Genomic DNA, 11,796 nt, shown 5'->3' on the forward strand with positions numbered 1-11,796 from the left:
CCTCAAGGGCTCAGGCGGCGGCCTTCTCCAGGGTGACCAGGGTGAGCCGGGGGCCGACCTCGCGGGTGTCGACCTGGGCGTAGCCCTTGCTGCGGTAGAGCCGCAGGTTGCCCTCGCTGCGGTGGCCGGTGAAGAGCTGGAAGCGCTTGGCGGCGGGCGCGGGCTCACCGGCGAAGTGGCTCTCGATGGCGTCGAGGAGACGGCCGCCGATGCCGTGGCGCTGCATCCGGGGGTGCACGACGAGCTTGGCGATCCGCACGGTGCCGTCCTCGTCGAGCCGGCCACGGACGGAGGCGACGATCTCGTCGCCGAGCCGGGCGACGAAGCCGCTGCCCTCGGCGAGCTCGCCGCGCAGCGCGTCGAGCGACTGGGTGAGCGGCTCGATCGACCAGTCCTGGTAGATCTCGGCCTCGCGCTGGTAGCAGAGGTACTGCAGCTTGAGGATGCTCTCCGCATCCTGCGCCGCGTCCGCCGCTGAGATGGTCACGCTCATGCCCATGTGCGCATGCCTCCCGCTCATCTGGTCCGCCGTCGGTTTACGGCACCCTTCCCCGTGCGCCGGGGACGGGAACCTCCGCAGCCAGCATTCTGCGCAGGCATCCCAGGCAACGGGAACGCATCGGCCCCAGACTCCCCTGTGAGATACCCAACGCTCCTGCGATTTCTCGGTAGGTGGGGTCGTCCGGGTGCAGCATCGCGGTCAGCAGCCGGGGGCAGTGGCCCGGGGTGCGGCGGACGGCGGCGCGCAGGGTGCGGCGGCGTTCGGCGACCAGGACGTGGTCCTCGGCCGACGCCTGGGCGGGGGCGGCGGGACGGCCGTGGACGTCGGGTTCGCCGTGGTACGGGCGTTCGCGGGCGGACGCCCGGCGGGCCCTGCGGGCTTCGGCGCGGACGGCCCGGCGCAGCCAGTCGGCGGGGCGGGCGGGCAGGTCGTCGGCCCGCAGCCGCTCCAGGAGCCGCAGCCAGACGGCCTGTTCGAGGTCGCCCGCGTCGACCCCGGCGGCCGGTGCCTCGGCGCGGGACTCGGCGGCGAGGAGCGGGGTGAGGGTGGCGAGCAGCGCCTCGGGGGCGGGGCTCGCGGCGCGCTCGGGGTGTTCGGCGTGCTCGGGGTGCTCGCTGGGTTCGCTGGGTTCGCTGGGCTCGGGGGTCATGCCCGCGACGATGCGGGGCGGTGGGGGCGCGGTTGCGGAGGTGGCGGGAATCCACCCGGTCGGGGGTACGAGTGGGGCGGGGCGGGTTGGATCCAGGATCCGAGAGGTCGGATCCGGGATCGGGATCCGGGATCCAATCTCCGATCTATCGGATCCCGGACGTTGGATCCAAGATGTTGGATCCAGAAGGCCGGATCCGGGATCCCGGACGTTGGATCCAGAAGGCCGGATCCGGGAGGCCGGATCACGGATCCAGGATGTTGGATCCCGGACATTGGATCGAACCGAGATCCAGGCTGGATCCGACATCCGATCTATAGGATCCCGGACATTGGATCCAACCCGCCCCGCCAGCCCCGCCCCCGCCTCAGCGGTCGCGGAAGTCCGCCGCCGCCAGCAGTGCCGTGTCCGCGTTGTCGGAGAAGATGCCGTCGATCCCCGTCTCGAAGAACCGCTTCAGCGCGCCGAAGGCGTCGCCGTACGCGTTCGGGTCGGTCCCCCGCCGGTACTCCGCCGGGAGGAACGCGTTCTCGTTGCGCTGGGTGTACGGGTGCAGGATCAGGCCCTGCGCGTGGGCGTCGCGGACCAGGGTGGTCTCGGTGCCCAGGCGGCCGTCGGCGGTGCGCGGCAGGATCAGGTCGATGGTGGGGCCGATGCCCTGCGCGTACGAGGCGATCCAGCGCAGCCCCGCGGGCTTGACCAGGTCGGTCACCGTGCGCGGGTCGCCCGCCTCGACGAAGTCCCAGGGGCGGGTGCCCGCGGCGGAGAGCAGCACCACGCCGGGGGTGTCGACGAGCCGGGCGAGCCGCTGGATGCTGCTGGGCTCGAAGGACTGCAGGAAGACGGCCGAGTCGGCGCGGTGGCGGCCGTAGCGGCGCAGCAGCCGGGCGACGCGCTCCTCCAGGCCGAGGCCGAGGGCGCGGAAGTAGCTGGGGTGCTTGGTCTCGACGTACAGCCAGACCGGGCGGCCCCGGCGGCGGCCCTCCTGCTCGGCCCAGCGCAGCACCTCCTCGAAGGTGGGCACGGCCCAGCGGCCGTCGTAGAGGGTGTTCTCCTGGCGGGTGGCCGGAATGCGCTCCTTGGCGCGCAGGGTCTTCAGCTCGGCGAGCGTGAAGTCCTCGGTGAACCAGCCGGTGAGGGCGACGCCGTCGACGGTCTTGGTGGTGCGGCGGGAGGCGAACTCGGGGTGGTCGGCGACGTCGGTGGTGCCGCCGATCTCGTTCTCGTGGCGGCACACCAGGTGCCCGTCCTTGGTGGGGACGAGGTCCTGCTCGACGATGTCGGCGCCGAGGTCGAGGGCGAGCTGGTAGGAGCCGAGGGTGTGCTCGGGGCGGTAGCCGCTGGCGCCGCGGTGGCCGATGACGGTGGGGACGGGCAGCCCGTGGTGCCCGTGGCCGTGACCGTGGCCCTTGGCGGACTGCCGGGGGACGGCGTCGGGGGCGACGGCCGACTGGACGGCCTGCGCGGTGCCGGCGGCCAGCACGGTGGAGCCACCGAGGACGGCGGCGCCGGCCGCGCCGAGGACCGCGCGGCGGGCCGGGGTCGGACGCTCAGGCTGTGTCATGAACACTCCTTGGGTGTGATGTCCCGCACCTGTCAACTGACTCCCCGACGCTAGACACTCCGCCCCTCCGTGCGGCGGACCTGGGCCTAACACGGCGGAAACACACGTCAACACGGCGTATCCACTCCGTGAACCCGATGTGCGACGGGGCGTGACCCGCGAGTATCGTCGCCACCTGCACCGTCGGCTCCCGAGAGCCGCCCGCCCGACACCGGAGGAACCGTTGTCCCGTCCAGCGATCATGAAGGCCACTCTGGGCCCGGTCCTGCGCCTCATGTTCCGCCCCCGTGTCGAGGGCGCCGAGAACATCCCCGGCACCGGGCCGGTGATCCTCGCGGGCAATCACCTGACCTTCATCGACTCGATGATCATGCCGATCTGCCTGGACCGTCAGGTGTTCTTCATCGGCAAGGACGAGTACGTGACGGGCAAGGGCTTCAAGGGCCGCCTGATGGCCTGGTTCTTCACCAGCGTCGGCATGATCCCGGTCGACCGGGACGGCGGCCGCGGCGGTGTCGCGGCCCTGATGACCGGCCGCCGGGTGCTGGAGGAGGGCAAGATCTTCTCGATCTACCCGGAGGGCACCCGCTCCCCCGACGGCCGCCTCTACCGCGGCCGCACCGGCATCGCCCGGCTGACCCTGATGACCGGCGCGCCGGTGGTCCCGTTCGCGATGATCGGCACCGACAAGCTCCAGCCGGGCGGCGCGGGCTTCCCGCGCCCGGGCCGGGTGACGGTCCGCTTCGGCGAGCCGATGGAGTTCTCGCGCTACGACGGCATGGACCGCGACCGGTATGTGCTGCGCGCGGTGACGGACTCGGTGATGGCGGAGGTCATGCGGCTGTCCGGTCAGGAGTACGTGGACATGTACGCCACCAAGGCGAAGGCCGCGTAGACCCGGCGCTGCCCCGCTCCCCCGTATACGGCGAAGGGCGCCCTCCGGAGATCGGATCTCCGGAGGGCGCCCTTCGTGGATGTCGCCGCGTCAGTGCTCGACGCCGTCCGCCAGCTTCTGGCCGCGCAGCAGGAACCACGCCGCGACCGCGGTCGCGAGCAGCACCGCCGCGCCGATGCCGGCGGCGATCCGCAGGCCGTCGACGAACGCGACCTGGGCGGCCGAGACCAGTGCCTCGGCCTGCGCCGGGGCCAGGCCCGCGGCGGATTCGACGGCGCCGCCCAGCGAGTCGTGGGCCGCGGCGGCGGTCTCCGCCGGGATGCCCGCCGGGGTCGGGAAGTCCCGGTAGACGCCGGTCACGATGGAGCCGAGGAGCGCGATGCCGAGCGCCGCGCCCAGCTCGTACGCCGTCTCGGAGACGGCCGACGCCGAACCGGCCTGCTCCTTGGGGACGCTGGACAGGATCACGTCGGCGGTGACGGTGAACGCGAAGCCCGCGCCGATGCCGACGACGAGGAGGCTCGCGCCGAGCAGCGGGTAGCCGGTGGTCTGGCTGAGGGTGGTCAGCGCCGCGAGGGCGAGACCGATGGCGGCCAGACCGCCCGAGACCACCGCGCGCACCGAGAACCGGCGGGCGACATGACCGGCGATCAGACCGGCCGTCACGGCGCCGACGGCGGCGGGCAGTTCGGCGAGTCCGGCCTCAAGGGGCTGGCGGCCCTGGACCAGTTGGAGGAACTGGGACAGGAAGAACACCAGTCCGGACAGACCGAGAATCGTCAGCAGGTCGGCGAGGACCGCGCCGGAGAAGCCGCGGTTGCGGAACAGGCTCATGTCCAGGAGCGGTGCCGGGAGCTTGAGCTGACGGCGGATGAACCAGGTCAGACCGAGCACACCGGCGGCGGCCGCGAGGCCGACCTGGACGGTGAGGCCGTGGGAGGCCAGCTCCTTGATCGCGTAGACGACGCCGATCATGCCGATGAGGGAGAGACCGACGCTGGGCAGGTCCCACGGGCCCGGGTTCGGGTTCTTCGACTCGGGGATCATCTTGGCGCCGACCAGGACCAGGACGGCCATCACGGGCAGGTTGATGAGGAAGACCGAGCCCCACCAGAAGTGTTCGAGCAGGAAGCCTCCGACGACCGGACCGACGGCGGCACCGGCCGAGGCCATGGCGCCCCAGATGCCGATGGCGAGGCTGCGCTCGCGCGGGTCGTGGAACAGGTTCCGGATCAGCGCCAGGGTGGACGGCATCAGCGTGGCACCGGCGACACCGAGCAGGGCGCGGGCCAGGATCATCATCTCGGGGGTGGTCGCGTACGCGTTCAGGACCGAGACGGCGCCGAACGCGACGGCACCGATCAGCAGCAGCTTCTTGCGGCCGATGCGGTCGCCGAGGCTGCCCATGGAGACCAGCAGACCGGCGATGACGAACGAATAGACGTCGCCGATCCACAGCAGCTGTGAGCCGGAGGGCTTCAGGTCCTCGGAGAGGAACGGTGTCGCCAGGCCGAGCACCGTGGCGTCGACCGCCACGAGCAGCACGGCCAGGACGAGCACGGCGAGGGCGAGCCACCGGCCGGGACGGCGCACGCCCCCGGTATGGCTCTCGTGCTTGACGGTGTCGGTGATCACTTCTCCACGCTCCTGCGTGCTCCGCCGAGCAGCAACTCGGCGATCATGTACTGAAAGTCCTTGGCGGCGACCCGCCCGTCCGCGACGGCCCAGGCTCCCGAGCCGATCAGGCCGTAGAAGGCCTCGCTGAGCCAGGCGGGGGTCAGGTCGATCCGGAAGACGCCCTCTTCCTGGCCGCGCCGGAAGAGTCCGGCGATCCGGGCGTCGAGCCGGGCCCAGCCCTCGTTCTGCTGGTCACCCTCGAACAGCTGGTTCTCGGTGACGAGGAACGCGAGCAGCGGGGCGACCGGCTCCGAGGCGCCGATGAGCCGTCGTACGGCTTCGTCGGCGGGCCCGTCGTCGATCCGGGCCGCCTCCAGGGCGGCCTCGGTCTCCTCGATGCACATCTGCTCCAGCGCGCGCACGAGCGCGTCCCGCCCGGCGAAGTGCCGGTGCAGGGTGGCCCGCCCGATCCCGGCGGCCCGCGCGACCTCGTCCATGGTGGCGGTCGCCTTGCGGGAGAGCAGGGCTGCGGCGGTGCGGAGCACTTGGGTGCGATCGACTGACATGAGACAACCATACCCCACATGAGACATCAATGTCTCATTCGAAATTTCGATGCCTCATCCGAGGCGGACAGGAATGCTGTGAACATGACGAATTCGCCCGAGCCGTCCGAACGGCACGAACGACACGAGCGGCGCAAGCCGCTGCTGCTGATCGACGTGGACGGGCCGCTGAACCCCTACGCGGCGCAGCCCGAGCGCCGGCCCGCCGGATATCTCACGCACCGGATGGCCCCGACCGCCTGGACCGGCGCCCGGCCGCTGCGGGTGTGGCTGAACCCGGAGCACGGGGCGGAGCTGCGCGCGCTGGCGGAGGTGTACGAGCTGGTGTGGGCGACCACCTGGAAGGGCGAGGCCAATGAGTGGATCGGGCCGCCGCTCGGGCTGCCGGAGCTGCCGTTCATCGACTGGCCCCAGATGCACGGAAAGGCCCCTCGCGGGACCTTCTGGAAGACGCAGTACATCCTGGAGTACGCGGCCGGGCGGCCGTTCGCCTGGATCGACGACGACATCACGGCGTACGACCACGAGTACGTGGAGCGGAACCACCTCGCCGCCGCCCTGCTGCTGCGCGTCGACGAGCGGATCGGACTGCTCCGACCGGACTTCGACGCGCTCGCGGACTGGGCGGCGGCGCGGTGATCGTACGGGGTGGCGCTGGGCGGCGTTAGGCCGTGGGCTGCTTCGCGGTGGCCCAGGCGTGCTGGATGACCAGGTCCGCCTTGAGCTCGACCAGCTGGGCGGCGACCGCCGAGGGGGCGGTGCCGCCGCGGCCGTCGCGGGAGGCGAGGGCGCCGGGGACGTTCAGGACGGTGCGGACCTCGGGGGTGAGGTGCTCGGAGATCTTGGCGAACTGCTCGTCGGTCAGCTCGTCCAGCTCCTTGCCCTCCCCCTCGGCGACCTTGACGCACTCGCCGGCCACCTCGTGCGCCACCCGGAACGGCACGCCCTGCTTGACCAGCCACTCGGCGATGTCGGTGGCGAGCGAGAACCCGGCCGGGGCCAGCTCCTCCATCCGCTCCCGGTTGACCGTGAGCGTCGCCATCATGCCGGTGAAGGCGGGCAGCAGGACCTCCAGCTGGTCGCAGGAGTCGAAGACCGGCTCCTTGTCCTCCTGGAGGTCGCGGTTGTAGGCGAGCGGGAGCGCCTTCAGGGTCGCCATCAGGCCGGACAGGTTGCCGATGAGACGGCCGGACTTGCCCCGGGCGAGCTCGGCGATGTCCGGGTTCTTCTTCTGCGGCATGATCGACGAGCCGGTGGAGAAGGCGTCGTGGAGGGTCACGAAGGAGAACTCCTTCGTGTTCCAGATGATGATCTCCTCGGCGATCCGGGACAGGTTGACGCCGATCATCGCGGTGATGAAGGCGAACTCGGCGACGAAGTCGCGCGAGGCCGTGCCGTCGATCGAGTTGCCCGCCGAGCCCCGCTCGAAGCCGAGGTCCTTGGCGACCGCCTGCGGGTCGAGGCCGAGCGAGGAACCGGCGAGCGCGCCGGAGCCGTACGGCGAGACGGCCGTCCTGGTGTCCCACTGCCGCAGCCGCTCGGCGTCCCGGGAGAACGCCTGGACGTGGGCGAGCATGTGGTGGGCGAAGAGCACCGGCTGGGCGTGCTGGAGGTGGGTGCGGCCCGGCATGGCGACCGCCGGGTGCGCCTCGGCGAGGCCGACCAGGGCGTCCTGGAGCTCGGCGATCAGGCCGCCGATGATCCGGGCGTGGTCGCGCAGGTACATCCGGAAGAGGGTGGCGACCTGGTCGTTGCGGGACCGGCCGGCCCGCAGCTTGCCGCCGAGGTCGGCGCCGAGGCGTTCGAGCAGGCCGCGCTCCAGGGCGGTGTGCACGTCCTCGTCGGCGATGGTGCCGGTGAAGGAGCCGTCGGCGACGTCGGCCGCGAGCCGGTCGAGACCGGCCAGCATCCGGGTCAGCTCGTCGGCGGTGAGGAGCCCGGCCTGGTGCAGCACGCGCGCGTGGGCGCGGGAACCGGCGATGTCGTACGGCGCGAGACGCCAGTCGAAGTGGACGGACGCGGACAGCTTCGCCAGGGCCTCGGCGGGACCGTCGGCGAACCGGCCGCCCCAGAGCCGGACGTCACCGTTGTTGCTGCTCAACTCTGTGCTCCTCGGAACAGTGTCGGGATGTGCGACCGCCTCCCCCACTCGCATGCGGACACCCGCATACGGACGAGGGAGGCGGCTTGCTCAACGCGCGGGGGTCAGCCCAGGTCGCGCTTGGCCGCGATCTTCGCGGAGAGGGCGAAGATGTCGATGAAGCCCTGCGCCTTCGACTGGTCGAAGGTGTCGCCGGTGTCGTAGGTCGCCAGGTTGAAGTCGTACAGCGCCTCGGCGGACTTCCGGCCGGTGACGACCGCGCGGCCGCCGTGCAGGGTCATCCGGATGTCGCCGGTGACGTGCTGGTTGGCCTCCTGGATGAAGCCGTCCAGGGCGCGCTTGAGCGGCGAGAACCACAGGCCGTCGTAGACCAGCTCGCCCCAGCGCTGCTCGACCTGCCGCTTGTAGCGGGCCAGCTCGCGCTCGACGGTGACGTTCTCCAGCTCCTGGTGGGCGGTGATCAGGGCGATCGCGCCGGGAGCCTCGTACACCTCGCGGGACTTGATGCCGACGAGACGGTCCTCGACGATGTCGATCCGGCCGATGCCCTGGGCGCCGGCGCGCTCGTTGAGCTGCTGGATCGCCTGGAGGACGGTGACCTGCTTGCCGTCGATGGCGACCGGGACGCCCTCCTTGAAGGAGATGACGACCTCGTCGGCCTCGCGGGCCGCCGCCGGGTTCTGGGTGTACTCGTAGATGTCCTCGATCGGGGCGTTCCAGATGTCTTCCAGGAAGCCGGTCTCGATGGCCCGGCCGAAGACGTTCTGGTCGATCGAGTACGGGGACTTCTTGCTGGTCGCGATCGGCAGATCGGCCTTCTCGGCGAAGGCGATGGCCTTGTCGCGGGTCATCGCGTAGTCACGGACCGGCGCGATGCACTTGAGGTCGGGGCCGAGGGCCTGGATGCCGGCCTCGAAGCGGACCTGGTCGTTGCCCTTGCCGGTGCAGCCGTGGGCGACGATCGAGGCGCCGTGCTTGTGGGCGGCGGCGACGAGGTGCTTGACGATGGCCGGCCGGGAGAGCGCCGAGACCAGCGGGTAGCGGTCCATGTAGAGGGCGTTGGCCTTGATCGCCGGGAGGCAGTATTCCTCGGCGAACTCGTCCTTGGCGTCCGCGACCTCGGCCTCGACCGCACCGCAGGCGAGCGCGCGCTTGCGGATGACGTCCAGGTCCTCGCCGCCCTGGCCGACGTCCACGGCGACAGCGATGACCTCGGCACCGGTCTCCTCGGCGATCCAGCCGATGGCGACGGAGGTGTCCAGGCCGCCCGAGTAGGCGAGTACGACGCGCTCGGTCACGGGGGTTCTCCTTACCTTGCAACCTTGCAACCACTGATGGGTATAACTATGCAGTCCTCTGCATGTTTTGTCAACGGGCCTCCGGAGGCCGCGCTGACGCCGGAGAGGGTGTTCCGGGTGTTCATGGGCCGGGCTTCTACGCTCGGCCCATGAACACCCGGAACACCCGGAGTACCCGGAGCGCCCTGGACCAGTCGGTCGAGCTGCTGGCCTACGGCAGCTCGCCCGTCGACGCCGTCGACGCCGTCGACGCGCGCGACCCGGGCGTCTGGATCGCCCTGGAGCGGCGGATCCGTGACGCGGTCCGGTACGGGGACCTGGCCCGGGGCCGGTACGGCGCCTCGCCGCGCGGCGACGACCCGCTTCCCGGTCCGGTCGGCGAGGGACACCTCGTCCTCGCGCTCTGCGACCCCTACGGCCGGATCCGCGAGGCGGCGCTCGGCGCGGCCGCCGACCGGCCCGCGCTGTATCCGCTGGTCGCGATCCGCGCCACCGACTGGGTCCCGGCGGTACGCGCGCGGGCCCTGGCGGTGCTCGCCGAGGCGCTGCCCCGGGCGAGCGCGGAGGCGCTCGACCGGACCGCCCCGGTGCTGCTGCGGCTCGGCGGCCGGCTGCGCGGCGACGCGGCGACCGCTCTGCTCGACGACCTGCTGGCCACCCGCCCGCCCGCGACGGTCAGGGCGCTGCTCGGGCACGACGACCGGCCGATCCGGCGGCTCGCGCTCGACGTCTGTGTGCGGCGCGGGCTGCTCCTGTACGACCGGTCGGGGATCGTGCGGGCCTGTGCCCGTTGGGTCCTGCGCCAGGACGGGCGGGATCCGGTGGCCCTGTACCGGGCGGCCTGCGCGGACCCGGCGACCGTGCCCGGGTGGGCGCCGCTCGGGCTCGCCGAGTGCGGGGCGGCGGGTGGCGGCCTGGCCGTGGTGCGGGAGTTGACCGGGCACGCCAGGCCGGAGGTGCGGACCGCCGCCGTGGTGGGGCTGCGAGTGCTGGCGGACCGGGACACCGGGCGGCTGCTCGCGCTGCTCGACGATCCCGCGCCCGCCGTCGTACGCGAGGCCGCACGGTCCCTGACGGCCCTCGCCGACCGGCTGCCGGAGGCGGAACTGGTGCGCCGCACCGGCCCGGAGCACGCCCCGCACACCCGGGCACGGGCGCTGCGGCTGCTGCGCGCGGTCAGAGCAGAATGAGCCCATGGGAAAAACACATGAACGTATCGACGGACGTCTCCGCGCCTTCATCGAGGCCCAGCCCATCTTCTTCACCGCGACCGCCCCGCTCGACGGCGACGGCACCATCAACCTCTCCCCCAAGGGGCTGACCGGTTCCTTCGCCGTCATCGACGAACACACCGTCGCCTACCTGGACTTCGCGGGCTCGAACGCGGAGACCGTGGCGCACCTGCGGGAGAACGGCCGGATCACGCTCATGTGGTGCGCCTTCCAGGGGCCGCCGAACATCGTCCGGGTGCACGGGCAGGGCGAGCCGGTGTTCCGGGACGACCCACGCTGGGCCGAACTGCTCGGGCACTTCCCCGGGATCGAGCCGGAGCCGCACGGGCTGCGCGCGATCATCGTGGTGCGGGCCGAGCTCGTCCGGGACACCTGCGGGTACGCGGTGCCGTTCATGACGTACGACGAGGACCGGGACCTGCACCAGAAGCGCTTCGCCCGGGAGGACGACGCCTCGCTCTCCGCGTACTTCGATAAGAAGGACCACATCGCGGCCAGCATCGACGGACTGCCGGGGCTCCCGCTGCCGCTGCCGCCGCTCCCCCGCACCGCCCCGTAGCGCCAGGTCGGGTCCCGCTCCGCCGGACGGCCGCCAGCCGTGGCGGGGCCGGCGCGCCGCTCGTAGCGTCGCGCCATGCGGACCCTTCTCGCGCTCGGCGCGGCACTGCTCTCGCTCCTCCAGACACCGGCACCCGCCGCGCCCGCCGCGCCGCCGGTGCCCCTTCCCGCGCGGATGGCGGACACCGGCGGCGGCAGCCAGCTGATCACCGCCGAGGCGGCGGGCCTCGGTTCCACCACCGGCACGGTGACCTGGTGGGAGCGCCGTTCCGGGACCTGGGTGCGGGCCGGGTCCGCGCCCGCGCGGTTCGGGGCGAAGGGGCTCGCGGAGGGGCGGACCAGGCGGCAGGGCACGAACACCACGCCGACCGGTCTGTACGACCTGCCGTACGCGTTCGGGATCCGGCCCGCCCCGGCCGGGACCGCGTACCGCTACGCCCGGGTGACCGCCCGCTCCTGGTGGTGCCAGGACAACGCCTCGGGCGCGTACAACCGCTGGGTGGAGGGGCTGCCGAAGGACTGCCGGGCGGCCGAGGCGGAACGGCTCGCCGACTACCGGTCGCAGTACGCGCACGCCCTGGTGATCGGTTTCAACTACGACCGGCCGGTGCGCGGGCGCGGCGCCGGGATCTTTCTGCACGTGAACGGTGCCGGGGCGACCGCCGGGTGCGTGTCCGTGCCCGCGGCGGGGGGGGGGGGGGGGCGGGGGGGGGGGGGGGCCGGGCCGCCCCCCCCCCCCCCGGGGGGGCCCCCGGGGGGGGCGCCCGCGCTCACCCGGGACGGCCGGGGCCGGTGCACCGGCACCGGCCCCCCC

At 72.4% G+C, this 11,796-nt stretch carries 12 protein-coding genes; 5 read left to right on the forward strand and 7 right to left on the reverse strand.

Going from position 1 to position 11,796, the window contains the following annotated elements; genetic code table 11:
- Positions 1-10: 10 nt before the first annotated feature.
- The 3 genes from ACIPXM_RS13560 to ACIPXM_RS13570 form a co-directional block, all read right to left on the reverse strand.
- On the reverse strand, positions 11-499 hold the full coding sequence (locus ACIPXM_RS13560; RefSeq protein WP_401655208.1) for a GNAT family N-acetyltransferase: 489 nt from the start codon (positions 497-499) through the stop codon (positions 11-13).
- Between the two features lie 37 nt (positions 500-536).
- Positions 537-1,151 carry a sigma-70 family RNA polymerase sigma factor gene (locus tag ACIPXM_RS13565; protein WP_401655009.1) on the reverse strand — a complete coding sequence of 205 codons (615 nt, stop codon included), beginning with the start codon at positions 1,149-1,151 and terminating at the stop codon, positions 537-539.
- A gap of 367 nt (positions 1,152-1,518) precedes the next feature.
- A complete protein-coding gene (locus ACIPXM_RS13570; protein ID WP_401655010.1) occupies positions 1,519-2,715 on the reverse strand; it encodes a glycerophosphodiester phosphodiesterase in 1,197 nt (398 codons plus the stop codon).
- 241 nt (positions 2,716-2,956) lie between these two features.
- On the opposite strand from ACIPXM_RS13570, the gene ACIPXM_RS13575 reads away from it, so the two are divergent.
- Entirely contained in the window at positions 2,957-3,610 is a 654-nt protein-coding gene (locus tag ACIPXM_RS13575; RefSeq protein WP_401655011.1) for a lysophospholipid acyltransferase family protein, read from the forward strand.
- 90 nt (positions 3,611-3,700) lie between these two features.
- On the opposite strand, the gene ACIPXM_RS13580 is transcribed toward ACIPXM_RS13575, so the two are convergent.
- The gene (locus ACIPXM_RS13580; protein WP_401655209.1) at positions 3,701-5,242 is read right to left on the reverse strand and encodes an MFS transporter; all 1,542 of its coding nucleotides are present in this window, start codon (positions 5,240-5,242) and stop codon (positions 3,701-3,703) included.
- Positions 5,242-5,793 (reverse strand): TetR/AcrR family transcriptional regulator, encoded by a 552-nt coding sequence (locus tag ACIPXM_RS13585; protein ID WP_401655012.1) that lies wholly within the window; start codon positions 5,791-5,793, stop codon positions 5,242-5,244. The genes ACIPXM_RS13580 and ACIPXM_RS13585 overlap by 1 nt, the downstream gene beginning before the upstream one ends.
- Positions 5,794-5,877: 84 nt before the next feature.
- Between ACIPXM_RS13585 and ACIPXM_RS13590 the strand changes: the two genes are divergently transcribed.
- Positions 5,878-6,432 (forward strand): HAD domain-containing protein, encoded by a 555-nt coding sequence (locus ACIPXM_RS13590; protein ID WP_401655013.1) that lies wholly within the window; start codon positions 5,878-5,880, stop codon positions 6,430-6,432.
- Between the two features lie 25 nt (positions 6,433-6,457).
- Here ACIPXM_RS13590 and argH read toward each other — a convergent pair whose 3' ends face one another.
- Both argH and ACIPXM_RS13600 read right to left on the reverse strand, forming a co-directional pair.
- A complete protein-coding gene (argH, locus tag ACIPXM_RS13595) occupies positions 6,458-7,894 on the reverse strand; it encodes an argininosuccinate lyase (RefSeq protein WP_401655014.1) in 1,437 nt (478 codons plus the stop codon).
- 104 nt (positions 7,895-7,998) lie between these two features.
- A complete protein-coding gene (locus ACIPXM_RS13600; RefSeq protein ID WP_401655015.1) occupies positions 7,999-9,192 on the reverse strand; it encodes an argininosuccinate synthase in 1,194 nt (397 codons plus the stop codon).
- Positions 9,193-9,341: 149 nt separating this feature from the next.
- Here ACIPXM_RS13600 and ACIPXM_RS13605 point away from each other — a divergent pair, with 149 nt between their 5' ends.
- From ACIPXM_RS13605 to ACIPXM_RS13615, 3 genes are all read left to right on the forward strand, one after another.
- Positions 9,342-10,382 carry a hypothetical protein gene (locus ACIPXM_RS13605; RefSeq protein WP_401655016.1) on the forward strand — a complete coding sequence of 347 codons (1,041 nt, stop codon included), beginning with the start codon at positions 9,342-9,344 and terminating at the stop codon, positions 10,380-10,382.
- 4 nt (positions 10,383-10,386) lie between these two features.
- Positions 10,387-10,983 carry a pyridoxamine 5'-phosphate oxidase family protein gene (locus ACIPXM_RS13610; protein ID WP_401655017.1) on the forward strand — a complete coding sequence of 199 codons (597 nt, stop codon included), beginning with the start codon at positions 10,387-10,389 and terminating at the stop codon, positions 10,981-10,983.
- A 75-nt stretch (positions 10,984-11,058) separates the two neighbouring features.
- A partial coding sequence (locus ACIPXM_RS13615; RefSeq protein WP_401655018.1) for a hypothetical protein occupies positions 11,059-11,796 on the forward strand: 738 nt, incomplete at its 3' end.

This window comes from Streptomyces sp. NPDC090025 (genome assembly GCF_044748125.1).
Taxonomy (GTDB): domain Bacteria; phylum Actinomycetota; class Actinomycetes; order Streptomycetales; family Streptomycetaceae; genus Streptomyces.